This window comes from Nocardia abscessus, assembly GCF_015477775.1.
In the GTDB taxonomy this organism is placed as follows: Bacteria; Actinomycetota; Actinomycetes; order Mycobacteriales; family Mycobacteriaceae; genus Nocardia; species Nocardia abscessus_A.
In genome coordinates this window covers 11,526-37,812 of the sequence record NZ_JADLQO010000020.1, presented here as the reverse complement: position 1 = coordinate 37,812, position 26,287 = coordinate 11,526, and the positions used below count along the sequence as shown (strand labels likewise).

The 26,287-nt window shown below is 70.0% G+C and carries 25 protein-coding genes; 12 read left to right on the top strand and 13 right to left on the bottom strand.

Going from position 1 to position 26,287, the window contains the following annotated elements:
• Window positions 1-143 precede the first annotated feature (143 nt).
• On the bottom strand, window positions 144-878 hold the full coding sequence (locus IU450_RS34715; RefSeq protein ID WP_195153950.1) for a GTP cyclohydrolase II: 735 nt from the start codon (window positions 876-878) through the stop codon (window positions 144-146).
• Window positions 875-2,353, bottom strand: coding sequence for a carbohydrate kinase family protein (locus tag IU450_RS34710; protein ID WP_228835550.1), 1,479 nt, complete (start codon window positions 2,351-2,353; stop codon window positions 875-877). The genes IU450_RS34715 and IU450_RS34710 overlap by 4 nt, the downstream gene beginning before the upstream one ends.
• 730 nt (window positions 2,354-3,083) lie before the next feature.
• Here IU450_RS34710 and IU450_RS34705 point away from each other — a divergent pair.
• Window positions 3,084-3,467 carry a hypothetical protein gene (locus IU450_RS34705; RefSeq protein ID WP_195153949.1) on the top strand — a complete coding sequence of 128 codons (384 nt, stop codon included), beginning with the start codon at window positions 3,084-3,086 and terminating at the stop codon, window positions 3,465-3,467.
• Between the two features lie 10 nt (window positions 3,468-3,477).
• Here the strand turns inward: IU450_RS34705 and IU450_RS34700 are convergent, their stop codons facing one another.
• Genes IU450_RS34700 through IU450_RS34690 form a run of 3 tightly spaced genes read right to left on the bottom strand, consistent with a single transcriptional unit; the run spans window position 3,478 to window position 5,868 of the window.
• Complete coding sequence (locus tag IU450_RS34700) at window positions 3,478-4,554, bottom strand: quinone-dependent dihydroorotate dehydrogenase (protein ID WP_195153948.1); 1,077 nt, start codon at window positions 4,552-4,554, stop codon at window positions 3,478-3,480.
• A gap of 4 nt (window positions 4,555-4,558) precedes the next feature.
• Complete coding sequence (locus IU450_RS34695) at window positions 4,559-4,858, bottom strand: DUF5703 family protein (protein WP_228835549.1); 300 nt, start codon at window positions 4,856-4,858, stop codon at window positions 4,559-4,561.
• Window positions 4,858-5,868 carry an SMP-30/gluconolactonase/LRE family protein gene (locus IU450_RS34690; RefSeq protein ID WP_195153947.1) on the bottom strand — a complete coding sequence of 337 codons (1,011 nt, stop codon included), beginning with the start codon at window positions 5,866-5,868 and terminating at the stop codon, window positions 4,858-4,860. Before IU450_RS34690 ends, IU450_RS34695 begins: the two co-directional genes overlap by 1 nt.
• Before the next feature lie 153 nt (window positions 5,869-6,021).
• Between IU450_RS34690 and IU450_RS34685 the strand changes: the two genes are divergently transcribed.
• The 3 genes from IU450_RS34685 to IU450_RS34675 are packed head-to-tail and all read left to right on the top strand — an operon-like array spanning window position 6,022 to window position 9,028.
• Window positions 6,022-6,378 (top strand): hypothetical protein, encoded by a 357-nt coding sequence (locus IU450_RS34685; protein WP_195153946.1) that lies wholly within the window; start codon window positions 6,022-6,024, stop codon window positions 6,376-6,378.
• Between the two features lie 6 nt (window positions 6,379-6,384).
• Window positions 6,385-6,918, top strand: a complete 534-nt coding sequence (locus IU450_RS34680; protein WP_195153945.1) for a hypothetical protein — start codon at window positions 6,385-6,387, stop codon at window positions 6,916-6,918.
• A gap of 16 nt (window positions 6,919-6,934) precedes the next feature.
• Window positions 6,935-9,028 (top strand): MMPL family transporter, encoded by a 2,094-nt coding sequence (locus IU450_RS34675; RefSeq protein ID WP_195153944.1) that lies wholly within the window; start codon window positions 6,935-6,937, stop codon window positions 9,026-9,028.
• Window positions 9,029-9,241: 213 nt separating this feature from the next.
• On the opposite strand, the gene IU450_RS34670 is transcribed toward IU450_RS34675, so the two are convergent.
• The 4 genes from IU450_RS34670 to IU450_RS34655 form a co-directional block, all read right to left on the bottom strand.
• On the bottom strand, window positions 9,242-10,075 hold the full coding sequence (locus IU450_RS34670; protein ID WP_324197933.1) for a heme ABC transporter ATP-binding protein: 834 nt from the start codon (window positions 10,073-10,075) through the stop codon (window positions 9,242-9,244).
• 91 nt (window positions 10,076-10,166) lie between these two features.
• A complete protein-coding gene (locus tag IU450_RS34665) occupies window positions 10,167-11,261 on the bottom strand; it encodes a FecCD family ABC transporter permease (RefSeq protein ID WP_195153942.1) in 1,095 nt (364 codons plus the stop codon).
• The gene (locus IU450_RS34660; protein WP_195153941.1) at window positions 11,258-12,316 is read right to left on the bottom strand and encodes a heme/hemin ABC transporter substrate-binding protein; all 1,059 of its coding nucleotides are present in this window, start codon (window positions 12,314-12,316) and stop codon (window positions 11,258-11,260) included. The genes IU450_RS34665 and IU450_RS34660 overlap by 4 nt, the downstream gene beginning before the upstream one ends.
• A gap of 20 nt (window positions 12,317-12,336) precedes the next feature.
• On the bottom strand, window positions 12,337-13,296 hold the full coding sequence (locus IU450_RS34655) for an aldo/keto reductase (RefSeq protein WP_195153940.1): 960 nt from the start codon (window positions 13,294-13,296) through the stop codon (window positions 12,337-12,339).
• A gap of 282 nt (window positions 13,297-13,578) precedes the next feature.
• Here IU450_RS34655 and IU450_RS34650 point away from each other — a divergent pair, with 282 nt between their 5' ends.
• The 7 genes from IU450_RS34650 (at window position 13,579) to IU450_RS34620 (ending at window position 19,783) form a co-directional block, all read left to right on the top strand.
• On the top strand, window positions 13,579-14,508 hold the full coding sequence (locus IU450_RS34650) for an undecaprenyl-diphosphate phosphatase (protein ID WP_195153993.1): 930 nt from the start codon (window positions 13,579-13,581) through the stop codon (window positions 14,506-14,508).
• Window positions 14,509-14,524: 16 nt separating this feature from the next.
• On the top strand, window positions 14,525-15,283 hold the full coding sequence (locus tag IU450_RS34645; protein ID WP_195153939.1) for a histidine phosphatase family protein: 759 nt from the start codon (window positions 14,525-14,527) through the stop codon (window positions 15,281-15,283).
• A 73-nt stretch (window positions 15,284-15,356) separates the two neighbouring features.
• Window positions 15,357-15,941, top strand: a complete 585-nt coding sequence (locus IU450_RS34640; RefSeq protein WP_039798216.1) for a DUF3090 domain-containing protein — start codon at window positions 15,357-15,359, stop codon at window positions 15,939-15,941.
• A 4-nt stretch (window positions 15,942-15,945) separates the two neighbouring features.
• Window positions 15,946-16,755 (top strand): SCO1664 family protein, encoded by an 810-nt coding sequence (locus IU450_RS34635; protein ID WP_195153938.1) that lies wholly within the window; start codon window positions 15,946-15,948, stop codon window positions 16,753-16,755.
• An 82-nt stretch (window positions 16,756-16,837) separates the two neighbouring features.
• Window positions 16,838-17,260 carry a hypothetical protein gene (locus tag IU450_RS34630; RefSeq protein ID WP_195153937.1) on the top strand — a complete coding sequence of 141 codons (423 nt, stop codon included), beginning with the start codon at window positions 16,838-16,840 and terminating at the stop codon, window positions 17,258-17,260.
• A gap of 146 nt (window positions 17,261-17,406) precedes the next feature.
• Entirely contained in the window at window positions 17,407-18,645 is a 1,239-nt protein-coding gene (mshC, locus tag IU450_RS34625) for a cysteine--1-D-myo-inosityl 2-amino-2-deoxy-alpha-D-glucopyranoside ligase (protein WP_195153936.1), read from the top strand.
• 58 nt (window positions 18,646-18,703) lie between these two features.
• Window positions 18,704-19,783, top strand: coding sequence for an MBL fold metallo-hydrolase (locus tag IU450_RS34620; protein ID WP_195153935.1), 1,080 nt, complete (start codon window positions 18,704-18,706; stop codon window positions 19,781-19,783).
• Here IU450_RS34620 and fadD11 read toward each other — a convergent pair.
• The 3 genes from fadD11 to IU450_RS34605 all read right to left on the bottom strand — a co-directional run bounded on the left by fadD11 (window position 19,773) and on the right by IU450_RS34605 (window position 23,565).
• A complete protein-coding gene (gene fadD11 / locus IU450_RS34615) occupies window positions 19,773-21,608 on the bottom strand; it encodes a fatty acid--CoA ligase FadD11 (protein ID WP_195153934.1) in 1,836 nt (611 codons plus the stop codon). The genes IU450_RS34620 and fadD11 overlap by 11 nt on opposite strands.
• 672 nt (window positions 21,609-22,280) lie before the next feature.
• Entirely contained in the window at window positions 22,281-22,931 is a 651-nt protein-coding gene (locus tag IU450_RS34610; protein ID WP_195153933.1) for an enoyl-CoA hydratase-related protein, read from the bottom strand.
• Window positions 22,932-22,962: 31 nt separating this feature from the next.
• Window positions 22,963-23,565, bottom strand: coding sequence for a TetR family transcriptional regulator (locus IU450_RS34605; protein WP_195153932.1), 603 nt, complete (start codon window positions 23,563-23,565; stop codon window positions 22,963-22,965).
• A gap of 214 nt (window positions 23,566-23,779) precedes the next feature.
• On the opposite strand from IU450_RS34605, the gene IU450_RS34600 reads away from it, so the two are divergent.
• Window positions 23,780-24,328, top strand: a complete 549-nt coding sequence (locus IU450_RS34600) for a TetR/AcrR family transcriptional regulator (protein ID WP_043726054.1) — start codon at window positions 23,780-23,782, stop codon at window positions 24,326-24,328.
• 10 nt (window positions 24,329-24,338) lie between these two features.
• Here IU450_RS34600 and IU450_RS34595 read toward each other — a convergent pair whose 3' ends face one another.
• Entirely contained in the window at window positions 24,339-26,195 is a 1,857-nt protein-coding gene (locus IU450_RS34595) for a Na+/H+ antiporter (protein WP_195153931.1), read from the bottom strand.
• Window positions 26,196-26,287 lie beyond the last annotated feature (92 nt).

The following is a 26,287-nucleotide window of genomic DNA, read 5'->3' as shown; positions in this document are numbered from 1 at the left end:
CCCGATCCCGATCCGAGACTCGAACCCTGACATGATGCGGCGAATGCAATGTCAGTCTCTCACGAGTCGGCGCGCCACGTGTGGCGCGGCTCACTCATGGTAGCCAGAGGCGGGAATCGCGGGGGCCGAACTTCAACAATCCTTCAGGCACCGATCAGATCCGGCGCGGTGCCGGGCCCGGGACGCGAATGAAGGTTCTCACCAGGGGTGATCACGACCGGGTCGACGGCCAACGGCTGCTCGGGGTCGCCGTCGCGCTCCTCGAGCGCCCACGGGACCGCATCGGTCGGGATCCAGTGCTTGCGCCGGGTGCGCTTGGCCTCCAGGTACTCGCGGGCACGCTCGCTCAGCGCCCGCGTTCGCAACGGCACCGCGGTGACCTGCAACCCCTCCTGCCGCAGCGCTTCGACTTTGGCGGGATTGTTCGTCAGCAGCTGCACCGAACGCAGTCCGAGATCCGCCAGCGCACGCGCGGTGGCCACATAGGTGCGGGCATCGGCCGGGTAGCCCAAGTTTTCGTAGCTGGTGAAGGTGTCCGCGCCGGAACGCTCGCTCTCGCGGTAGCCCAGCGCCTTGACGATCAGCCCCGCCCCGCGGCCTTCCTGCTCCAGATAGACCAGCACTCCTGAACCCGCGGCCTGGATGAGATCCAGCGCCTTGTCCAGCTCCGGCCCGCAGTCGCAATCCTGCGACCGCAGTGCCTCCCCGTACAGGCAGCGCGAGTGCACCCGCACCAGGCAACCGTCGGCGACCGCGCCGAACAGCAGCAGATGCCCCCGCTCGTCGTCCCCGTTCAACTCCACCACCCGAACTCGCAGATCATGCCCATTGCGACGAAACCGATGCTCGGTGTCGGCAGGATCCACAACGTTGGTCAATGCTCCTCCGTAGCGAGTTTGAAAATTCGCTCGACCTCACTCACCAGTGGCATCGCCCCGGGGACGTCCCCGATCGATTGCGTCGCCACCATTGCGGCGGTCGCCCAGACGTAGTCGTTGCGTGCGGCGGGGCGGCGCGTCGAAACGAGACGATATACCAGGGCGGCGGAGAAGGCAGCGTGAGCGCCGACCGAGTCGTCCAGCGCCGTCGGGAACGGCTGAAAACGGTCGCTGACCTGCTCAGACCACACCGCGCACCGGAAATCCTTGATCGCGCACACCGCCCCCACACCCAGCGCGCGCAGCCGTGTGGCGGTCTGCTCACCGCACGACGCGGCGCCGTCGGCCATCGCCAGCGCCTGCAGGTCCTTGTCGCCGCCGACGAGGTAGTCCACCACACCGAGATGCTGATACAGATACTGCGGGCGATCCAGCCGCGGCGCCGGATGCACGACCACCAGCGGCCGGCGCGGCAGCCTGCGCAACTCCGCCATGATCTGCTCGATCACCCCGGTGGGTTGTTCGAAGGTCAGCAGCACCGCATCCGAGGTGGCCAGCGCCGAGCGGATCGCGTCGCTGCGCAAGTCCTGGGCGCTCAACCGGATTCGCTCGTCCTTGCAGCCGATCGTGCTCGCCGCGCCGGTGCCCGCCACGATCACCGCGGTCACCGGTGTCGGCGCGTAGGGCACCACCTTGACCAGTTCGGTGTCGACGCGTTCGCTGCGCAGGTATTCCAGGATGCGGTCGCCCGCGTCGTCGTCGCCGACCGCCGAGATCAGCCGCACCCGCAGCCCGAGCCGGGCGGCCGCGACCGCGCGCGTGAGCCCCTTGCCGCCGGGATGTTCCCCGTAGCCGCCGCGGGTGGTGCCACCGGGCCCGGGAATACGGTCGACCGCGTACATGTGGTCGATGACCGCGTCGCCGATCACGGTGACCACCCCCCGGGTGTCCACCGGATCCGGTTCGGCGACAGCGGTTTCCGCGGAGGCGGGGAATTCGACGACATGCGCTCCGTCGAACACCGAGGCGGTGGCCAGCTGCGCGGCCAGTTCGGTGAACGCGCGGCGTTCGGGGGCCCCGCGCAGGGAACGCACCGTCAGCGTGCCCGGAACCGGCTGCGCTCCAAGGGCTTCGTGCAGCGCCGCCCACCGGGCGGCGAGGTATTCGCGCCGTTCGCCCAGATCCGAGGCGTAGAGTAGGTCGGGATCGACACCGGCAGGCGGGTTTTCGCGCAGCAGCCCCAGCGACAGCTCCGCATCGACGACGAGCCGGTGGGTGGGCTCCAAACTGCGGGCCAGGTCGCGCACCAGCGGCAGCACCGCTTCTTCCCGGTCGACGCCCGCGCGTCGCGCGTACTGCCGCACGGCCAGCAGATCCAGCAGGGGCAGTACGTCGATTTCGGTGCTGCGCAACCGATCCGAGCTCAAGCCGGACCGTTTGCACAGCCGGGTGAGGATATTGCGAACGGCAACCATTCCCGAATCCTGCGGGACCATGGCGATGCCACCCTCCTCTTCGGCGCGACACCAGGGCGTCGTGCGCATGTTGGCCACGCAAATCGGGTTTAGCCAGCGGGCAAATTGTCAATTACCAAATTACAACGGCAATTGCGCCCGGGGAACGGCAAATGCCACACTGGATATGGCGATCCCCATCGCACCACCAGGCATCGGGAGGGCTGGTGATGAGAATGATTCTTCAGATACGGCAGTCTCGACGGCGACGGCAACACCGCCCCGCCGGAGCAGATACCGAGCTGGTGCCGAAGCCGGTGATGGACTGAACCAGCCGCCGGACACTCCGCGCGACAACGCACCGGTCATCGCCCGCGCCGCCCCGGCGCCCCGGCACGCAGACCACGCCCCGCAATCGGCCCGCCCCCTCAGCCCCGCCGCCGCTACGCGGCTCGACCGGACCGAACGGCGGCCATCTCCGCGCCGACCGGAACTCGCACACCCCGCCGCACCCCACGACCCACTTGCGGGCGCCCCGGACGCCGCACTGCGAGCCACCCCCTGGACCGCCCGGCCGGGCAGCGGACTTCATCGGCCCGGGCACGCAGCATCGTGCCCACCGAACCGGCAGAAACCACGGTGCGGCACGCCACCGCGCCGCACCAGCGGATGCACGACTGGAGGCATTCGTGATCATCGAACTCAGCACCCTGGAGCCGGCCTCACTCCACCTGTTGCACCGGAGACTGCGATGACCATCCACACCACCGAATGGACGATGACCAGTGACATAACCCCGGAATCGGCCTGCCGTGACACCGACGCGACCGACAGCTGGCGGCTGAGCTGGCTACCGGACCGGCGGCTGACCCACAGCCAGGCGCTGGCCGGCATGCGGCTGGACGAACTGCTCAGCGACCCGACCCTCGTGCACGACCGCATGACCCAGGCCCGCGTCGAGGTCTACGCCGACCACCTGGGCATCCTGCGCGATCACGCGGTGATCCTGCTGGCGAAGCGAATGGCGGCGCGTCTGGGGCAGGAACTGCGACCGAAGGGAGATCCGGCCCCGCCGGGGCACGGTCCACGGACCCGGCGCACCCGCACTCCCGAACCGCCGTTCGTGCACGGCTGAGGCCAGGGGTTCAGGCGTGCGCTTTGTGCTCCGCGCCGACGGCCTCACCGAGACCGGCGTAGCCCCCGGTGCGCAACCGCTGCGCCAGGCCCCGATGGATCCTGCGCATCCAGAACGGGCCGCCGTAGATGAACCCGGTGTAGCCCTGCAACAGCGTCGCACCGGCGAGAACGCGTTCCCACGCCTGGTCGACGGTTTCGATGCCGCCCACCGAGATCAGCACCAGTCGGTCGCCGACGCGCCGGTACAGCCGCCGCAGCACCTCGAGCGAACGGTCGGCGACCGGCGGACCGGACAGGCCACCCGCGCCCATGGCGTCCACCTCGGCGGCGTCGGTGCGCAGCCCGTCGCGCCGGATGGTGGTGTTGGTGGCCACGATGCCCGCCAGGCCGAGTTCGACGGCCAGGTCGGCCACCGCGTCGATGTCCTCGTCGGACAGATCCGGCGCGATCTTCACCAGCACCGGCACCCGCACACTGTCCAGCACCGCCCGCAGCAGCGGGCGCAACGATTCGACCGCCTGCAGATCACGCAGACCCGGCGTGTTGGGCGAGCTGACGTTGACCACGACGAAATCGGCCAGCGGCCCCAGCAGCGCGGCGCTGGTGGCGTAGTCCGCGGCCGCGGCCTCCGGTTCGACGATCTTCGTCTTGCCGATGTTCGCGCCGATCGGCACCTCGCCGCGCCGTGCGCGCAGCCGGTCGGCGGCCGCGGCGGCGCCGTGATTGTTGAAGCCCATCCGGTTGATCAGCGCCCGGTCGGCGGGCAACCGGAACAGCCTCGGCGCGGGATTGCCCGGCTGCGCCTGGGCGGTGACGGTGCCGATCTCGGCGAAACCGAACCCCAGCGGGGCCCAGGCATCGACGCCGTCGGCATTCTTGTCGAAACCGGCGGCCAGACCCAGCGGCGCGGGGAACTCGACCCCGAACGCTTCGACGCGCAGGATCGGATCTCGGACGACGAGGATCTTGCTCATCGCCCAGCGCAGCGGCGCAACCCATGCGGCGAACCGCATGACCGCGAAGACGAGGTGGTGGACGCGTTCCGGTGCGACCAGGAACATCAGTCGCAGTAGCAGGGCGTACATCGGCTCACATTCCGGGTTCGGGCTGGGGTAGTAGTGCGGATTTTCGCCGCCGCAGCAGCACCCGCCTGCTGCCGTCGGTGTAGGCCCGCACCCGCGAGAGTTCCCAGCCACCGAACTCGGCCTGGATCGCCAGCCGCATGGACGCGGTCACCCGCGTGACATCCGGCGGCAGCCGCAGCGGCACGTATTCGTAGTCGTCACTCGTGGTTTCCCAGCCCGCGGGCAGCGCACGCCCGCGCCCCCGGTGCGCTGCCGGATCAGCAGTTGCCGCGGTATTCTCGCCCGCGCGTGGTGTCCGAGCCATCAGTGCCCTCTCTTCCGATCGTCCGCACCGATCCGTTGCAGACCGTCGCCGGTCGCGGACCCCACGAACAGATCACCGGTGCTCTGCTCGACAGCCACCGAGTTCGGTTGCCGGACGGTGGCGTAGCGGCCCACTTCCTTCGGTATACCAGTCGACAGGTCGAATCCGATGACCTCGTTGCGCTGCGTGCACGTCACCCACACGGTGTCCGACCGCTGATCGTAGGCGAGTGCGTAAGGCGAAGATCCTACCGGGAAACGCTGGCGCAGCACGAGCGGTCCGGCAGTGTAGACCAGCAGCTCGCCACCGGCGGTGTCGGTGACCACGAACCGGCCGCGGGCGTCGCCGATCAGTTCGGTGGCCCCGTCCCCGGCCCGCAGCGCCAATCCGGGGCGCTTCTTGCCCGGATCGACCTCGAAGATCGCGGTCTGATGCCGGTCGAGCACGGTCAGCTTGCCGTCGGCTTCGGCGAGTTCGTCGGCGGAGACCAGCCCGGACACGGTGCGGGTCACCTCGCCGCCGGGGCCCAGCTCCAGCACCCGGCCGTCGGCGGTGCCGACCAGCAACCCGCCGTCGTCGCGTGCGCGCACCGACCGCACGTCGCCGTCTACGGCGACCGCCGTGACCGCACCGGAGGCGAGATCCACCCGCAGCACCCGGCCCGGCGCGGCCGCCAGCATCTCACCGGGCCTGCCCGGGGTCAGACCACTCGCGCGATCGGGCAGGTTCACCGTGCGGACCACCGGCTGGTCGGCGGCCGGGTCGACGACGGTGAGGACGGTGCCGTCCAGGGTGGCCAGCAACCTACTGCCGGAGTCGGCTTCCAGCGCGGCGATCGGACCGGCGGGCAATACCCGCCCCGCGGGTGGCGTGGTCACCGCGGGCGCGACCGCGGCCGTGGCCGGATCCCTGGTCGGCAGGTCGGGACCGCCCGCACCGGAACATCCGGCCAGCAGCACCAGCACCGCCGCACCCGCGAATGCCGAGACGACCGAGCCGCGAGGGCGCATCCACCGAACTCCTTCTACCGACGAATTTTCCGCTATCTCACCATCTGACCATGATGGCGTAACCAACCGACCGACCGGGGTGTCGGCTCGAGCGGAATGTCGGTGCCCGGCGTTACGGTGGAGTCCACACCGTCCGATATAGGGAGATCCGGGTTGAAAGCCGACCATCCGTCGGGGTTTGTTATCGACGACATCACCGTCGGCGCGTTCGCGCACGGGTTCGGGACCACCGCCGACGGGTACCCGTTCGCCTTCCGCACCGTGCGCGCCACGCTGAGGCTGGAGATCTACCGCCGCGCTCTGGGCGACGCCGTCCCCGGCCCGGAGGACGTGCTCGCGGTCGCCGAAGCCACGGTCACCGACATCGACCTCGACGACGAGCGCAGTGTCGCCGCGCTGGTGCGGGATATGATCCCCGACACCGCGACGATCGAGACCGCCGCGCAACGGGACGTCACGACCGTGCGTGCCCTACTCGGACGGATCAGCTCCGTCATCGAAGGTATGTAGGAAGTGATGACCCGCACACGACTCGCCCGGACCGCGCTCACCGCGGCCGTTCTGCTGCTGGCCGCGCCGGCCGCCGCCTGCGACAGCGGAACCGACGATGCCGCGGTCGATGCCGCCCGCTCGTCGGCGAACGCGTCGCTGTCGTCCTCGATCGCCGCCTCCTCCAGCGCCGCGCACCCGCCGCTGCCGACCGCCGCCGAACTGGACGCCCAGATCAAGCGGGCACTGGACCCGGCGCTGCCCGACAGCGAACGCACCGCCCTCATCGAAGACGGCGACTCCTTCCGCCAAGCCATCCCCGACATGTACAGGGCGCTGCAGGACAACCCGCGCGCCGTCTACGGCGTGACCGACCCGGTGTTCGACAACCACGACGGCACCCTGACCGCCACCATGCGCCTGGACAAGGACGGCACCGGCGCCGCCGTCCGCACCACGGTCGTGCACTTCGTGCTCATCGACGGCAAGTGGAAGATCTCGCGCACCGACCTGTGCGGCATCCTGCGCTCGGCCGACTACCGCACCCCGGCCTGCGGCTGACCGGGCCTGCGACGCGATGCGCCGTTCCGGATCACTGCGGTGGGGACGGTTCGTCCACCGCAACCGCTACCTCGTCCTGGCCTTCTTCGTCCTGTTCGTGCTGGTCTCCGGCTGGTACGGCCGCGACCTGTCCGGTCGGCTGACCCAGGAGGGCTGGTTCGATGAGAGCAGTGAATCGGTGGCCGCCGCCGAACTGGCCGACCGCACCTTCGGCCGGGACACCGACAGCGACCTGATCCTGCTCTACACCGCCCCCGAAGGCGCCACCGTCGACGACCCGGCCGTGCGCGGCCCGGTCACCCGGCAACTCGCCGGACTGCTGGCCACCTACCCCGACCGCATCCAGAAAATCGACAGCTACTGGGACAGCCCGTTCTCCGCCCAGGCCACCGACGCCTCCCGCACCCACGCCTTCGCCAGCGTCGGCTTGCGCGGCTCGGGCACCGCGACGGTGGAGAACTACGCGGCGATCAAGGACCATCTCGGCGCCGGACGCGCGGGCGGCGGTCCCGGCGGCACCACCGTGCAACTGGCCGGGTTGCAGCCGATCGTCGAAGGCATCAACACCGGCATGCAGCGCGACATCAAACGCGCGGAGATGATCGCCCTGCCGCTGGTGGCGATCCTGCTGTATTTCGTGTTCGGCGGCGTCATCGGGGCGCTGCTGCCGGTGCTCATCGGCGGCATGACGATCCTGGGCACCCAGGGCGGGCTGCGGCTGCTGACCGACCACATCGACGTCAACGTCTTCGCCAGCGCCGTGATGACCCTGGTCAGCCTGGGACTGGCGATCGACTACGGGCTGTTCACCGTCACCCGCTTCCGGGAAGAGCTCGCCGCGGGCCACACCGTCGAGGAAGCCACCGCCCGCACCGTCGCCACCGCCGGGCGCACCGTGCTGTTCTCGGCCGCGATCATCGCCCTCAGCCTCGGCGCGCTGTTCATCTTCCCCAACGGCGTGCTGCGCTCGGTGCCGCTGGGCGGCATAAGCTCGGTCCTGCTGGCGGCCTTGCTGTCGGTGACCGCGTTGCCCGCGGCATTGAGCATCGTCGGGCGCCGCATCGACTTCCTGGGCTGGAAACGGTTCTCCCGCAGCAAAACCGAAGCCCAGATCGACGCCGGATTCTTCTCCCGCCTGGCGCTGTGGGCGATGCGCAGGCCGTGGGCGGTGGCCGTGCCGATCGTGCTCGCGCTGCTCGCGCTCGCCATCCCGATACGCCACATCGAATTCGGCGGGCTCAGCGAACGCTATCTGTCCGACGACAACCCGGCCCGGGTAGCGCAGGAACGTTTCGACGAGCTGTTTCCCAGTTTCCGCACCGAACCGCTGAAGCTGGTGGTGGTCGGCGCCGATCCGCAGCAACTCAGCGACATCCGCTACGCCGCCAACCGCATCCCCGGCCTGACCGGACGCTTCGAGCCCGCGGCGCCCACCAAGGACGGCCTCAACGTGCTCGCCGCCGGGTTGGCCGACAAACGCGACGCCGACGAGGTGATCGCCGCACTGCGCGCCATTCCCGAACCACCCGGCGTGCGGGTGATGGTCGCCGGTGTGCCGGCGCTGGAACGCGACAGCATCAACGGACTGCTCGACGGCCTGCCGACACTGCTGGCCCTGCTCGTCGCGGCGGCGCTGGCGCTGATGTACGCGGCGTTCCGGTCGCTGGTGCTCGCGCTGAAGGCGGTGGTGATGAGCGCGCTCAGCCTCGTGTCCACCCTTGGCATGCTGACCTGGATGTTCGTGCAGGGTCACGGTGCGGGGGTCTTCCACTTCACGCCGGGGCCGTTGATGTTCGCGGTGCTGGCGCTGATCGTGACGGTGGTGTTCGGGCTGTCCACCGACTACGAGGTGTTCCTGCTGTCACGGGTGTCGGAGGCCCGCGACGCCGGTGCGGACGCGCCCGAGGCGATCCGCTACGGCATCGCCCACACCGGCGGTGTGATCACCTCCGCCGCCGCGATCCTCATCGTGGTGACCGGCGCGTTCGGGTTCTCGGATCTGGTGCTGATGAAGTACATCGCCTACGGCATGATCGCCGCGCTGATCCTGGACGCCACCGTCATCCGCATGCTGCTGACCCCCGCGGTGCTGAAACTGATCTGGCGGTAGCGCCCGTCCGGCCGGGCGCGCCGCCCTGTACCACGACGACGCTCACCTCGAGCCTCCCCACCGCCACGAACGGCGAAGCGTGGCTGCGGGTGCGCGGCGGCACTTCGCGCGCACCCCGGTGTCGGCGAGGCGACGCCTCGGCATGTGCGTCGAGTACCCGCCGAAGCGAGTGGATCGGCGGCGCCGAGCCACGGCCACCGCAGTGGCTCGGGTTCAGCGGCGCACCGGCAGGACCAGTTGGGCGCCGGTGACCGGGTGGTCGAGCACTTCGACCGGGTGCTGGTAGACGCGCGTGAGCAGTTCGGTGGTGAGCACGTCGCGGGGTGGCCCGTCCGCGGCGATGCGGCCGGAGTCCAGCACGGCGACCCGGTCGGCGTAGGCGGCCGCGATACCGAGATCGTGCAGGACGACCACCACGGCGGCGCCTTCGGCGGCGCGGGCGGCGGCCAAGCGCAGCACGGCCTCCTGATGCCCCAGGTCCAGTGCCGCGGTCGGCTCGTCCAGCAGCAGCGTGGCGGTGTCCTGCGCCAGCACTCGCGCCAGCGCGACCCGGGCGCGTTCACCGCCGGAGAGGGTCGGGAACGACCGGGCGGCGAGGTGTTCGACGTCGGTGGCGGCCATCGCGGCGGCGATCTGTTTTTCATCGAGTTCGCGGCGCTCGGTGCGCACCCAGGGCGCGCGACCCATCGCCACCACTTCCCGCGCGGTGAAGGGGAAGCCGACGGTGTGGGTCTGCGGCAAGACCGCCCGCCGCCGGGCCATGTCCAGCGTCGTCCAGTGCGACAACGGCTGCCCGTCGAGCTCGACCGCGCCCGCGCTGAGCGCCAATTCCCCAGCCAGCGCGGCCAGCAGCGTCGACTTGCCAGCGCCGTTGGGCCCGACCAGGGCCACGACCTGCCCGGCGACCGCCTCGAAGTCGACACCGTCGAGCACCAGCCGCGCCTGCCCGCCACCTCCGCGCTGCACGCTCACCCCCGCCGCCCGCACCGTCGCATCCCCCTTCTGCGGCCACCCCGGCAACTCGTGCACCGTCCGCAACAAGCTCACCCTGCACCTCCCGGCCACGAGTGGCACACCATCGAGAGCTCTTCTCGGCATCCGCCGCGGCCATGTGCCACTCGACGAACGAAACGTGCGGTCATGCCCAGCCTCCGGAGCGGGCTCGGGTGCGGCGCAGCAGCCAGAAGAAGACGGGGCCGCCGATCAGGGAGGTGAGCATGCCGAGGGGGAGGTCGGCGTTGTCGACCAGAGAGCGGGCGGTGACGTCGGCGGCCAGCAGCACCACCGCGCCGACGATGGCGCTCAGCGGGATCAGCACCCGGTGCGCGGGCCCGACCAGCATCCGCACCAGGTGCGGGACGATGAGCCCGACGAACAGGATGATGCCGGTGAACGCGACACCCGCGGTGGCCAGGACCGCGACCACGACGATCGCATTGCGGCGCAGCCGCTCCACGTCGACACCGAGATGCCGGGCCGCGGACTCCCCGAGCGCCAGCAGATCCAGCCGCGGCGCCAGCAGCACCGCCGCGACGACACCGACCGCGGTCAGCGGCGCCACCACCCCCACCGATTCCCACCTGGCCCCGTTGAGCGAGCCCAGCTGCCAGAACACGATCTGGTCGCGCGCCGCGGGAGAGGCGACGAACAACAGCAGCGCGATCAGCCCGCCGGCGAAGGCGTTGATCGCGACCCCGGTGAGCACGAGCGTCACGACCTCGGTCCGCCCGCCCGAACGCGCCAGCAGATACACCAGCAACGTGGTCACCAACCCCGCGACGAACGCCGCCGCGGCCACCGACCACGCGGCCACGAACGCCCCGCCCACCACGATGACCGTGCCCGCACCGACCGCCGCACCCGCCGACACCCCGATCACGCCCGGCTCGGCGAGCGGATTGGCGAACACACCCTGCAACAACGCACCCGCTGTCGCCAGCGCCGCACCCACCAGCACCGCCAGCACCACCCGCGGGAACCGCACCTCCCACAGCGTCACCTCACCCGAGGGATGCGCGGGCATCGGCCCGATCTCCAGCCCGATCCGATGCAGCACGCTGCCCGCCACCTCGGCGGGCGTCGTCGGCACCTGCCCGATCGCCGCCGACGCCAGCGCCAGCGCCACCAGCCCCGCCAGCGCGGCCACGAACACCAGCACCAGCCGCGACCAGCTGCGCGACTTCGGCACAGGCGTCACCGGCGGCCGCGCCGCCTCGGTCTCCGACAGGCTCATGCGTGCCCGGTGCCGTACACCGCCGCGCTCAGCGCCGCGATCACCCGCCCGGTGTTGGGCCCGAAACTCAGCAGCACCGCATCGGACATGTCCACCACCCGCCGGTCGCGCCCGGCGGGAGTCTGCGCGATGCCGGGCACCTTCTGCAGCCCCTCCACACCGCCGACGGACTTCAGCCCGTCCGACATCACCAGCAGCACATCCGGCGCCGCGCCGATCATGGCCTCACTGGTGATCGCGGTGAACGGCTCGGTCAACCCGGCGACGGTGCCCGCGTCCCGCGCGTGCAGCGCCGCGATCAACGCGTCCGCCCCCGACCCCGGGCCCGCGAGCATGGTGATGGCGGTGGAACGCAGGTACAGGAACGCGATGGTCAGCTGCGGATCCTGGGCGGGCACCGCGGCACTCGCGGCCGTGATCTCGTCGCGGGTGCGCTGCGCCAGCGCCTGCCCACGGTCCGCCACTCCCAACGCGCCCGCGACCGCCTCGATCTGCGGCACCACCCCGTCCATCGTGCGCTCCGGGTCGAAGTAGACGACGGTGACACCGGCCGCGCGCAGCTGTTCGCGCACCGCGGGCGCGGCGCTGGTGGTGTCGGTCAAGAACACCGACGGCCGCAGCGCCAGCACCGACTCGATGTTCAGCGACCCGTTGCCGCCCGCCACATTGGGTACCTCCCGCACCGCGGGAAACGCCGCCGAGGTGCTGCGGCCCACCAATTTCGGCCCCAGCCCGAGCGCGTACACGGTCTGGGCGAGGGTGCCGTAGCGGTCCACGGCGATGATGCGGGAGGCGTCGGTCACGGTGACCTCCGCGCCGTCGAACGAACGCACCGTCACCGGCAGCGCGGGCGTGGGCTCCGGCCCGATCGGCACCGGATCCAAATCGGTCAGCGTCGCCGTCGTCGGGCCGTGCCCACCGTGCGAGGAACCGGCATCCGCGCCACACGCGACCGACCCGGCCAGCAGGCTCACCGCGAGCAGGGCCAGCACGCCACGCCACCACCCGGCTCGGACTCGGTTCCCACGCCCATCCCCGGTCGATGCAGTGCTCATGCAGGCAAGGCTAATCTGCGTCACTCGGCGCGTGCACTGACGTCGTCCAAGGCGGCCGCGATCGCCCGCGGCAGTTCCAACGTCTCGGCGGCCAGCACGCCGGTGAGCTGCCCGATGTCACGGGCGCCGACGATCATGCTCGCGATGCCCGGCCGGTCGCGGATCCAGGCCAACGCCACCGCCAGCGGCGAGGTACCCAACCCGTCCGCCGCGGTCACCAGCGCATCCACCACCCGCGTGGCCCGGTCGTCGAGACCATTGCGGATCTCCGCCGCGGTCGCCTCGTCGGCGCCACGCGAATCGGCGGGAACACCGTCGCGGTACTTACCGGTCAGGATGCCGCCCGCCAACGGCGCCGAGGCGATCACCCCGACTCCGTGATACCGCGCGGCCGGCACGACGTCGGCCTCCGCGCCCCGCGCCAGCAGCGAATACGGAGTCTGCGCCGCGGTCACCGGAGCGACCGCGGCCAGGCTGGCCAGCTGCCAGGCCCCGAACCCCCGCACCCCCGCGTAGCGGACCCGGCCCGACCGCACCGCCTGCTCCAACGTCGAGGCGACCTCCTCGAGCGGCGTCCGCGGATCCCACACCGCGACATTCCAGATGTCCAGGTGATCGGTGCCGAACTCGAGCAGCGTGCGATCCAGTTGCCGCAGCAGCGCCCGCCGCGACGTGTCCACGGTGACCTGCGCCGCTCCCGGCACGCCCGCCGCGGAGAACTCCCACGGCGCGGTGCCCGCGCACCCGCTGAGCACCACGTCGTCGCGCGAGACCAGATCGCCGAGCAGCTCGGCCAGGATCCGCTGCGCGGCGCCGCCCGCGTAGGCGGGGGAGGTGTCCACCAGCGTGCCGCCCGCCTCGACGAACGCCACCAGTTGCCCCGCGGCGTCCTCGGCGTCGGTGTGCGAACCCCAGGTATGGGTCGCCAGGCCCATCCGCGACACCCGCAGGCCGCTGCGGCCCACCGTCCGCTGTTCCATCACCGTGTCCGCGCTTTCGTCACGGCGCCAAGCCTAGAGTGTGGATACGCGACCGGGCGCACACCAGCACAGTGGGTCGCACTTCGGTGAGCGGGGAATCCGCGCCACCGTCGTGAACCCGGGCGGCGGCAGCACAACGGCCGGGCACGCCGCGGCGGCCTCGACACTGTACTGTCGCTGCGTGATTGGGGCGGTGATCACACAGACGCGACCGGCCGCCGCACCAATGCGCAGATAGCAACGAGTATTTCACGTGGAGGATGGTTCGTGGTTGGTGAGTCGATGACCTGGGTGCAGGCCTTGGTGCTGGGTCTGGTGCAGGGACTCACGGAGTTTCTGCCGATCTCCTCCTCGGCGCATCTGCGCATCGTGTCGTCGGTCTTCTTCGGCGAAGACGCGGGCGCCTCGTTCACCGCGGTGACCCAGCTGGGCACCGAGGCCGCGGTGCTGGTGTTCTTCGCCAAGGACATCCGGCGGATCGTGTTGGCCTGGTTCGCGGGCCTGCGCGAGCAGGTGAGCGCGCGCGGCCGCCAGGAGCTTCCTCTCCACGATCAGCCCACCACGAAACTTCCGGTCCTCACCGCCGAGCACACGCGTGTTCTCGACCAGCGGGCCCAGCGTGAACTCGACTACCGGATCGGCTGGTATGTGATCATCGCCACCATCCCGATCGGTGTGCTGGGGTTCGTGTTCAAGGATCAGATCCGCACCGGCGCCCGCAATCTGTGGCTGGTGTCGTTCATGCTGATCTTCTTCGCCCTCGTCATCGCCGCCGGTGAGTACTTCGGCCGCAAGGAGCGCTCGATCGAGCAGCTCACCACCCGCGACGGTCTGGCCATGGGTTTCGCGCAGTGCCTGGCGTTGATCCCCGGTGTCTCGCGCTCGGGAGCGACTTCGACCGCGGGCCTGTTCCTGGGTTTGGAGCGCGAAGCGGCCGTGCGGTTTTCGTTCCTGCTCGCCATCCCGGCGGTGACCGCCTCGGGCTTGTTCAGCCTGCCCGACGCATTCGAACCCGCAGGTGAGGGCCTCAACGCCAGTGGGCCGCAACTGCTGGTGGCCACGGTGCTGGCGTTCGTGGTCGGCTACGCGTCGGTGGCGTGGCTGCTGCGTTTCGTCGCACGGCATTCGCTGTACTGGTTCGTCGGCTACCGCATCGCGCTCGGCGCGATCATCATGGGTCTGCTGGCGGCGGGCGTGGTCTCGGCGACATGATCGCTAGGCTGGCCGCATGACGGTGATCCTGCTGCGGCACGGTGTGTCGACCTCGAACACCGCCCGCACCCTGGCCGGTCGCAGCACCGGCGTCGAGCTCACCGAGCGCGGCGAGGAGCAGGCGAGGACCGTGGCCGAACGACTGGCCGGGCTTCCGATCGAACGGATCGTGCACTCCCCGCTGCTGCGTTGTCAGCGCACGGTCGCGCCGCTTGCGGAAAAGTTCGGGCTGGAGCCGGTTTTCGACGACCGCCTGCTCGAGGTGGACTACGGCGAGTGGACCGGCCGCCCGATCGCGGAACTGCTGGAGGAACCGCTGTGGAAGGTCGTGCAGCGGCACGCCTCCGGCGCGGTGTTCCCCGCCGGTGAGGGTTTGGCGCAGGTGCAGGTGCGTGCGGTGGCCGCGATCCGCGACCACGACCGCGCCCTCGCCGAGCAGCACGGCCGCGACGCGTTGTGGGTGGCGTGCACGCACGGGGACGTGATCAAGTCGATCCTCGCCGACGCCCTGGGCATCCATCTCGACGGTTTCCAGCGCATCGTCGTCGAGCCCGCCTCGATCAGCGTCGTGCGCTACACCCCGACCGCGCCCTACGTGTGGCGGCTCAACGACACCGGCGCCGACCTGTCCGCCCTCGCCGCGTCCGGCGGGCAACGCCCCGTCGCCGGCTCGGCGGCGCCGGGCCCGGAGGCCTCCGGACCTGTTCCCGGTGGCGAGCTCGGCAATACCGGAAGTGCGGATAATGGGAATGCGGAGCGCCGAGATTCCTTGTAAACAACCGAGCGGTCGTTGTATGGAATCCCCGCGCCGCGGGTAGTCGATCAGGGTCACGTATCAGGAGGTGCATGTGTCACGCGCAATCCATGTATTCCGCACCCCCGATCGTTTCGTCGCCGGGACCGTCGGTGAGCCGGGCGATCGCGCGTTCTACCTGCAGGCGGTGCAGGAACCGCGCGTGGTCAGCGTGCTGCTGGAAAAGCAGCAGGTGAAGGTGCTCGCCGACCGGATGGGTCTGCTGCTGGACGAGGTCGCGCGCCGCTTCGGCGCGGAGGTGCCTCCGCAGGCCGAGGATGTCAGCGACAACGCGCCGCTGGTCACCCCGATCGACGCGGAATTCCGGGTCGGCACCATGGGCCTGGGCTGGGACGCCGACGCGGGCGCGGTGGTGGTGGAACTGCTGGCGATCACCGAGACCGAGGTCGACGAGTCGGTGGTGCTCGACGACACCGAAGAGGGCCCCGACGCGGTGCGGGTGTTCCTCACCCCGATCCAGGCCCGGGAATTCGCGTTGCGCTCCACCCGGGTGATCGCGGCAGGCCGCCCGCCGTGCCCGCTGTGCGGCGAGCCGCTGTCGGCGCGCGGGCACATGTGCGTGCGGACCAACGGCTACAAACGCGGTGACATCTTCGGCGCGGCCGAACTAGAGGAGTGATTCGGTGGCCGAGACCGGGGACGGATTCCACAGCGGCGAGCTGACGGTGATCGGGCGGGTGAACACCGCCAGCAACGTGACCCTGGTCTGTGACGTGATCGGCCCCGCCACCGACGACCCGCCGCTGCGGGTGGTCTACAAACCGATCCGCGGCGAACGACCGCTGTGGGACTTCCCCGACGGCACGCTGGCCGGGCGTGAGGTGGCCTCGTATCTGATCTCCGAAGCGATCGGCTGGGGCGTGATCCCCGAAACCATTGTGCGCGAGGGCCCTTTCGGCCTCGGCATGGTGCAGCGCTGGGTCGTCGGCGTGGACAACCACACCGACCGCGGCGACCGGCTCGACCTGATCGATCTGTGTCCTGCGGGCGCGGTGCCCGAGGGGTTCTGTGAGGTGCTGCGCGCGGTGGACGACGCGGGCGACGAAGTGTCGCTGATCCACGCCGACGATCCGCGGTTGCAGCGTGTGGCGGTGCTGGACGTGCTGCTCAACAACGCCGACCGCAAGGGCGGGCACGCGCTGGAGGGGCTGGACGGGCAGGTCTACGGCGTCGACCACGGCATCTGCTTGCACACCGACTACAAACTGCGCACGGTGCTGTGGGGCTGGGCCGGTCAACCCATCGGCGACGGGCTGATCGCGGATGTCACCGCGTTCGCCAAGCAGCTGCCCGGCGCGTTCGCCGACACGCTCAGCAGGCACATCACCGACGCCGAGATCGACGCGTTGATCCAGCGCACCCAGCAGCTGCTCGACGAGCCGGTGATGCCGCTGCCGCGCACCGCGCGCCCCATCCCGTGGCCCGCGTTCTGAGCGACCGCAGCCGATGCCGCGGCGGGCGATCGCGGGCACAGTGGAGACATCGAACGCTCGGCGCGACGACGAGGAGGACGCGATGACCCACGCCCCCGGAGACCCCGCGGCACCGACAGTGCGGATCGTCGTCGGCGCGCCCACCTACCGCGTCGCGTTGCACTACGTGCACCTCTATGACAAGAAGCCGTATCCCGACACCGACCTGCACCTCTACGACAACGGCGTCTACTGGCTGCGCTCGGAGGGGGAGAACCACTTCGGGGTCTACGTGCTCACCGAGGGCTCGGTGGACTCCGGGCGGTTCACCATGCGGTTCATCTCGTTGCCTTCCCCGGACTGGGGCGATACGGTCGCTTATCACGAACTCGAATTCGACGTCGCACGCGGCGAATTCACCCAGATCGCGCTCGCCGACACCGATCCCGACATCCCGGACCTGGACGGGACCTTCGCGATCACGCCCAACACGATCGCCGATCCCACCCGCCGCGCCGCGGGCTGATTCAGCCGATTCAGCGAAAATCGAATTATTGACATCCCACGATTTGCTCGAAGACGCAGGTCGCGGCGGGCCGGGCGCGCAGCGCGGCGGGCGAGGGCACCGGGCCGGGGGCGGATGATCCCCACCACACCTTTACCCTCGTAAGCATGCAGTCCTGGTCCGATACCGCCCTCCCGACCGTCCCCGGAGCAGGACCGCCGTTGCGGTTGTACGACACCGCCGACCGTCAGGTACGTCCGGTCACCCCCGGCGCGACCGCCACCATGTACGTCTGCGGCATCACGCCCTACGACGCCACTCATCTCGGGCACGCCGCGACCTACCTGACCTTCGATCTGGTCAACCGACTCTGGCGCGACGCCGGCCACGACGTGCACTACGTGCAGAACGTCACCGACGTCGACGACCCGCTGTTCGAACGCGCGGCCCGCGACGGCGTGGACTGGCGTGATCTGGGCGCCGCGGAGACCGATCTGTTCCGCGAGGACATGTCCGCGCTGCGGATCGTTCCGCCCCGCGACTACGTCGGCGCCGTCGAATCCGTCGACGAGGTCGTCGAGTTCGTGCAGAAACTGCTGGCTTCCGGCGCGGCCTACATCGTCGACGACGCCGAGTACCCCGACGTCTACTTCCGCGCCGACGCCACCGAGCAGTTCGGCTACGAATCCGGCTACGACCGCGACACGATGGAGCGACTGTTCGCCGAACGCGGCGGCGACCCGGACCGTCCCGGCAAACGCGACAGCATCGACGCGCTGCTGTGGCGCTCCGCCCGCCCCGACGAGCCGTCCTGGCCTGCCCCGTTCGGCGCGGGCCGCCCCGGCTGGCACATCGAGTGTTCGGCGATCGCGTTGAACCGCATCGGCCCGGAGTTCGACATCCAGGGCGGCGGCAGTGACCTGATCTACCCCCACCACGAGTACTCCGCCGCGCACGCCGAGTCGCTGATCGCCGGCCGCCGCTTCGCCCGCCACTATGTACACGCCGGCCTGATCGGGCTGGACGGGGAGAAGATGTCGAAGTCCCGCGGCAATCTCGTGCTGGTCTCGGCCCTGCGCCGCCAGGGCGTCGACCCGGCCGCCATCCGTCTCGGCCTGCTGGCCGGCCACTACCGCCAGGACCGGATGTGGACCGATGCTCAGCTCGAGCAGGCGCGGCGACGCCTGGAGCTGTGGCGCGAAGCCGCCGCACTGCAGACCGGACCCTCGGCCACCGACACCGTCGCCAGGCTGCGCCAGCACCTGGCCGACGACCTGGACACCCCCAAAGCGCTCGATGCCGTCGACAGCTGGGCCCGCCAGGCCCTCGACTACGGCGGACAGGACACCGATTCGCCGGTGCTGATCGCCACCGCCGTCGACGCGCTGCTCGGCATCCGCTTGTAGATCCGCTAGTAGCCGCTGACCTCTTGCCCGCATCCGCCGCGCGTGATGGGGTAGCGGCGTGTGCAACCTTCCCGGTCCGGGCCTGTTCGGTCCCGGCGGCAAACTGGCGGCCCTCGCGGCCGGACGCCTGCGGCCCGCCGCCGATGCCGCGCATCCGCGGACGATCGCGGCCCGCAGGCGTTTCTTCGGCGCCGACACCGTCGATGCCGCTACCGGCGCGCTGCGCACCGACCGGGTGGTGCTGGCCTGGGTGGGCTGCACCACCTACGCGGTGGCCATCGGCGGTTCGGTGTTCCTGCTGGACGCATGGGTGCCGCGGCTGACCAGTACCGGCTACGTCCCGGCGACGCCGCAGGAGCTGGTGGACCTGGCGCCCGCGGCGATCTTCATCGGCCACGGACATTTCGACCATGCCGGTGACGCGGGCCGGATCGCGCAGGCCAGCGGCGCCACCGTGCACGGCACCGCCGAACACTGCGCGACGATCGCCGCGCAGCTCACCGACGCGACATTCCCGACCGTCGCCCACGGTGACGCGGACACCGCGATCGGCACCCGCGCGGACTGCACCGTCGGCGCGGTCGAGGTGACCGTCATCCGGCATCTGCACTCCGCACGCACCCCACCCGACCCGATCAACGGATCACCCGGCTTCTTCCCTCGCCCGCAACCGGGCGTCGTGCTCGCGCACCCGCCGACGCTGAGCGGACTTCTGCAAGGAATCCCGCGATTGCGCGACCCGGAGGGTGGGGTGCTGCTGTATCAGTTCCGCGTTCCCGGTTTCTGCCTCGTCTGGCACGACTCGACCGGGCCGCTCACCGAGCGCGCACCGCACGTATTCGACGTCCTGGCCGCGCTACCGGCCACCGATGTGCAGATCGGCGCGGTGCAGGGCTACAACCAGACCAGCAACGGCCTGCGCGACCCCCGCACCTACATCCAGGCCCTCGCCCCGGCGGTGTTCGTCCCGTCCCATCACGACAACTGGCTGCCCGGACTCACCGCGAGCGCGGCGAACTACGACCCACCGCTGCGCGCGGAGCTGGACAAGATCGCCGCGGCGCGCCGCCCGGAACTGCGCGCACTGCACGACCCCGCCGACTACGTGCGCCCGCAGCGACTCACGTTCACCCTGTGAGCGCGTCCGCGCCTCCCACACGCGTGTCCCGCGGCCGCGGTTCGTGCACGGTCGGGGCGAGGTCCTCGGCGTAGAGCAGCGCGATCTGCTCGGCGTATTTCTCCGCGATCGGTGCGCGACGCAGCTTCATCGTCAAGGTCACTTCGTCGCCGCCGGGCTCCCAGAAGGTCGGCAGCACGGTGAACCGTTTGATCTGCTCGACCCGCGACAGCGTGGCGTTACCCGCCGCCACGCCGCGCGCGATCTCGGCCAGCACACCCGGGTCCGCGGCCAGCGCCGCCGCCGAGGCGTCCGGCAGCGCGTGCTGGGCGGCATACAGTGCCGCGGTCTCGGCGTCGATGACGATCAGCGCGGTGTTGTACGGGCGCGCCTCCCCGATGGCGGCGACAGCGCCGACCAAGGGGGTCGCGGCTTTGATCGCGTTCTCGATGTTGGCCGGAGACATGTTCTTTCCCGCCGAATTGATGATCAGCTCCTTCTTGCGGTCGACCACCCGCAGGTATCCGTCGGCGTCGACGGACAAGATGTCGCCGGTGTGCAGCCAGCCGTCGGCGTCGAGCGCCTCGGCGGTCTTGTGCGGCTGTTTGCGGTAGCCCTTCATCACCAGCGGCCCGCGGACCAGGAATTCCCCGTCCTCGGCGATACGCCACTGCATCCCGGGCAGCATCCGGCCCACCGAACCCAGCCGCGCCTGCTGCGGGGAACAGGCACTGGCCACACAGGTCAGTTCGGACATGCCCCAGATCTCCGAGATCGGGATGCCGAGCCCTAAGAAGAACCCGAGGGTCTGCGGCGGAATCGGCGCGGCGCCCGACATCGCCCACCTCAGCTGATCCAGGCCGATCTTCGCGCGTAACCCCGACAGCACCAGTTCGTCGGCCTTCGCCCATTCGGCGGCCAGCCCGGCATCGATCGGCTCGCCCCGCAGCTGCGCGTCGGCTTTGCGTGCCGCCACCTCCAGCGCCCACTGCAGCGCGGCGCGCCTGGCGTCGTCGGGTTCGGCGGTGACGGAGAACTCGATGGCCGCCTTCAACTTCTCCCACACCCGCGGCACCGCACCCCAGATCGTCGGGTGCACGTCCGCCAGCGCGGCGGGCAACAGCGACCGGTCGGGTACCACGGTGATCTGCGTGCCGTACACCTGCTGCAGATACAGCGAGCAGAACCGGTCGGCCATGTGCGCCGAGGGCAGGTAGGAGGTCTGCCGGTCACCGAACTCGACCGGAAGCACCGCGTGGAACGCGCGCGCCTCGGCCAGCAGATTGGCGTGGGTGATCTCCACGCCTTTCGGGTCGCCGGTGGTGCCGGAGGTGTAGACCAGCGTGAGCACGTCCTGCGGCCGCACAGCCCGCCAGGTCGCCTCGAAGTCGAAATCGTCGCCGCCCAAGGCTTTCAGCTCGTCCAGTCCGATGGTGCCCGGCGCGGTGGCGTCGATGGACACGATGGTCTCGATGGGCGCGCCGCAGCGGCGGATGCGCTCGAGGTACTGCTGTTCGCAGATCACCACCCGATTGCCCGCGTTGCCGAACACGTAGCGCAGCTGCTCGGGCGAGAGCGTGTTGTATACCGAGAACGAGGTCGCGCCGGTGTGCTGCGCACCGACCTCCAGTGGATAGAACTCCACCCGGTTGCCCATCATCAACGCCACGGTGTCGCCGCGGCCGACGCCCAGCGCGGCCAGCCCCGCCGCGACCGCGCGGACCTGGTCGGCGTATTCACGCCAGGTGAGCGTCTGCTCACCGCCGATGGACCGGACGGCCACCGCGTCCGGGGCGATGGCCGCGCTGTGTTGGAATGCGGCACAGGACGTGTTCGGTTCGCTCATCGCACACCCTCGTTCGATACTGCCGGTTTTCCCGGACAGTAGGTGCCCGACCACGCCGCGCGGGGCGTTTTCGATCGTTTCCGCACGACGCGCATGCCGCCGAACCGCTTGTCCGGCAAGGGGATCGGTAGATCCGGTCACGCGCAGTCCGGCCCGCTACCGGCTTGCGTGCCCGGTCCGGGCGCGGGGAGTTCCGGGTCGCCCGGACCGGACGCGAGCCACTCGGCCGCGCGGGTGCGAATCAGCCCGCGCTGCCGCTACCGGCCTGGAACACGGCCGTCAGAAGATCGGCGAAAACCGTCAGCAATTCCACGATTACTCCCTATTCGTCGGAAAACATGAAGTCAGCAGCGTGTACGACGCGACCGTCTTTCTCGTGAACGACGAATGAATAATCAGGTGCAGCCCGGTGCGCGTCCCGGGTTCGGGGCCGGGGCCTGCACCGTTGTCGTTTCCGGGCCCGAACTGGACATTTGCGCCAGTTCGGCCGGTTCAGCAGCTCGGTTCGACGAATGCGTTATTTCCGCTGATCGGATTGCGTTTCACCGCCGATCGGATCACCGATCCGAAATAGGAATCCGGCGTCGCGCATCGTCACACCCCAGGCGAAGTGAAAATTCCTGGGGCGCAGCGATTTCCCGGAAATGCACCCGGACGTGGCAACCGAATTTCCTACACGGTCAGTGCCGCGACGGCCGTGGCGTACATGGTGTTCTTGATCGCGCCGAGAGTGCCGGGATCCTTGCCGCCCAGCGGGGCCAGCAGGGCGAGGGCGGTCTCGGTGACGGCGCCTTCGGCGGCGGTGGCGTCCACGATGTCGACGGCCGCGGCGTCGGCGCCGCCGAAGCGGCGGCCGGTGGTCATCGAGGCGACGGCGGTTTTCGGGGTGAGCTTGGCCTGGATCAGCGCGGCCATGCCGGGGGTGAACGGTATGTGGATGTCGACCTCGGGAAAGCAGAAGTAGCCACGGTCGGCGCGCATGACGCGGTAGTCGTGCGCGATGGCGAGCATGGCGCCCGCGCCGAAGGCGTGACCGGGCAGCGCGGCGACAGTCGGTACGGGCAGGGTGAGCACCCGGGCGAACAGCGCCTGCACCTGGGCGACGTACCACTCGGCGCGGTCGCCGTGGGCGCCGAGCCAGTCCAGGTCCAGTCCGTTGGAGTAGAACTTGCCACTGGCGGTGGTGACCAGCCCCTGGGCGCCGTCGGCGAGGGCGGTGTCGAGATGGGCGCCGACCTGGTCGAGAAACTCAGGAGAGAAACGGTTCTCGTCGCCGCCGAGGTCGAGCACGGCGAGTTTGTCGTGGTATTCGAGGGTGGGCATGTGGGTTCCTTTCGTCCGGAATCGAGGAAGATCACGGCGGCGGTGGGCCGAGCGCGAGCACGGCGCGCACGGCGCCACGGAGGTATTCCCGCGCGCGGGGATCGGTGAGCCGGTCGCGGCGCAGCAGCACCGCGGTGGGCAGATCGACCAGGCACAGGGTGATGACGTCGACGGCCCGGCGGTCGCCGCGCTGCCACAGCTGCCGTGACAGCCGGACCAGCAGCTCGACGAGGACCTCGTCGGTGGCAGCGAGTTCACCTGCGATGCCCTCGGGTAGTTCGCCCAGCAACTCCTCGCGCCGCACGGCCAGCAGCAGCCGCGACGAGTCCGGGTAGCGCTCGGCGAACAGCGCGGGCGCCTCGGCGGCCGCGACCACCGCCTCGACGCCGTCGCGCCCATCCAGGGCCGTGGTGACCAGCGTGGTCTGCAGGTCGAGGAAGCGGCGCGCGGCGCGTAACCAGGTGCGCCCGAGCAGTTCCGCGCGCGATCCGAAGGTGTGGTAGATCGCGCCGTTGGAGATGCCGGTGGCGGCCGCGACCGCGCGTGTGGTGACCGCGGCGGGGCCGGAGCGAACGGCCAGGGCTTCCGCGGCATCGAGCACGGTGTCGGGGTCGTGCGTCCGGGGGCGGGGCATGACCACACCATAACAGAGCGCTTGCTCTGCTATGGGGGCACGAGCCCTCCCACGCCTGATCGGTCATGGCCACTAACTATTGCCGCAGGTAACAGGTACTGGCGAGTCCTCTCGGGGTACGCATCGGTACTTCCCGAGCTCGGTCCGGCCGACGCTACGATGGGGTACTGTTCGGTCCCTCCCCCCCTGACCGAACGAAGAGAACGGCGCACGTATGTCACGAGTGGTCACCAAGGAGCAGTACTTCGACACCGGCTTGGCAGTGCTCGCCGAACTCGGCTTCAAGGGTCTCAACATCGGTGTGCTGTGCCGGCAGCTCGGCGTCACCAGCGGGTCGTTCTACCACCACTTCGGCAGCTGGCAGGGATTCGTCGACGCCCTGCTCGAGCACTGGGAGAACCGCCAGGTGCGCATCCTGGGCACCATGCCGTTCAACAAGGGCAACCCCGACGACGACATCCGCGCGATGTCCGACCTCGCCGCCGGGCTGCATCACGCCGCCGAAGCCGCGATCCGCGCCTGGGCGGCCAACGACGAATCGGTCAACCTCGCCCTCAAACGTGTCGACGAATCCCGCAGGCGCACCGTGCACAAGGCGGTCAGAGGGGTCGTCGGCGACGACGACACCGCCGCCGTGGTCACCTCGCTGGGCATGGCGATGCTCGTCGGCTACCAGCAGATCGCCGCGGGCGGGGAGAACCTGTCACTGGACCGGCTGCTGGCCGAATACGCGCGACTGATCTACTCCCACGCCCAGCGCTGAGTCCGCACCGCTACCCGAGCAGTTCGTCGACGAAACACCAGCGCCACGCCTCACCCGGCTCCACACTGCGCATCACCGGATGGCCGCTCCCGGCGTAATGCTTGCTCGCGTGATTGCCCGGCGAGGAGTCGCAGCAGGCGACGTGCCCGCACGACAGGCACATCCGCAGATGCACCCAGGCCAGCCCTTCGGCGAGGCATTCGGCGCATTCGTCGGGACCGGCGTGCGCACGCACCAGCGGCGCGTCCCGCAGATGCGCGCAGACGTCGTCGGCCACCGCGACGGCCAGCGGTTCGACGCGCTCCTCCTCGGCCTCGTCGAAGCGGTCGATGATCGACTCTTCCAGATCCAACTGCGCCAGCACATGTTGCAGGATCTCGTAGTCGACGGCGCCCGAATCCCGTACGCGCAACACCGTTTCCCGTTCGGCGCGCAACATCGCCAACCGCAGCCGCCGGTATTCCGCGGTGGGTGTCACCAGTTCCGACTCCGCCCGCCCGAGCCGCTCCCAGGCGGCGTTGGCCTTCCACAGCACCCGGTCGCGCAACGTCTGCACCACCCCCTCCGGGGTATCCGGCGTGACCTGCTGCTCGAGTGCCGCCAGACCGGCCGCGGTGGCCTGCTGCAACAGGTTGGCCTTCTGCAGCGCGTCCTCGGCGCGGCTGGGCGCACGCAACCGCAGCCATTTCACCAGCCACGGCAGCGACGTCCCTTGCAGCAGCAGCGTTCCGCCCACCACCACCAGCGCCAGCAGTTTCAGCACAGCCAATTGCGCGGTGTCCTGCGGTAGCAGCAACACCGCCGCCAACGTCACCACACCTCGCATCCCCGCCCAGGACACCACCACCAGATGCCGGACCGGCACCGCCTCGCCGTTGCCGAGACTGCGCGACAGCAGCGCCGAGCCGAAGACCCATATCGGACGCGCCAGCATCGTCGCGGCCAGCACCGCCAGCGCCGTCACCACCAGGGTGACGTGATCGAGATCGCTGTGCCACGCACCCTCCACGATCGCGCGAACTTGCAGCCCGATCAGAACGAACACGGCACTTTCCAGGATGAACTGGATCGTGCGCCAGTTGATGCGCTCGGCGATCCGGGACGCGGCGCTCTGCCAGGCAGGCGCGTTGTGCCCGAGGATCATGCCGCAGGTCACCACCGCGATCACTCCCGAGGCGTGAATGCCCTCGGCGGGCAGATACGCCGCGAACGGCGCGAGGAACGACAACGTGGTGTCCATGACCGGATCGGTGATGCGGCGGCGCAGCATCGCCAGCACGTACGCCACGACGATCCCGACCACCGCGCCGCCACCGGCCGCCAGCAGGAAGTCCGCACCGGCCTCCCACACCGACACCGCGCCCACCGTGGCGGCCAGCGCGGTACGCAACGCCACCAGCGCGGTCGCGTCGTTGAACAGCGACTCGTCCTCGAGGATCGTCACGATCCGCCGCGGCATCCCGATCCGCCGCGCCACCGCGGTGGCGGCCACCGCGTCCGGCGGAGCCACCACCGCACCCAAAGCGACGGCGACCGGGAACGGCACCTTCAACAGCCACCACACCACCAGCGCCACGGCGAACGTCGTGAACAGGACCAAACCGACCGAAAGCAACGCGATCGTGCGCACATTCGCCCGGAAATCCACCAGCGACGTGCGGATCGCGGCGGTATACAGCAAAGGAGGCAGGAAACCGAGCAGAATGACTTCCGGCTCCAGGTGGATCTCCGGCACGAACGGCAGATACGACGCCGCCACCCCACCCACCGTCAGCACCAACGGTTCGGAGACCCCGAACCGACGCGCCAGCGCCGCCAACGCGGCCGCCGACGCGATGAGAACAACCAGGCCGATCGCGACATCCACGGTGGAATTCTCGCAGAGCGCACGATCGGCAAACGGCCCGCGCGGTAGATGACACGTGCGCGGTCCACCGAACTACTGTGCCCGGCGCAACC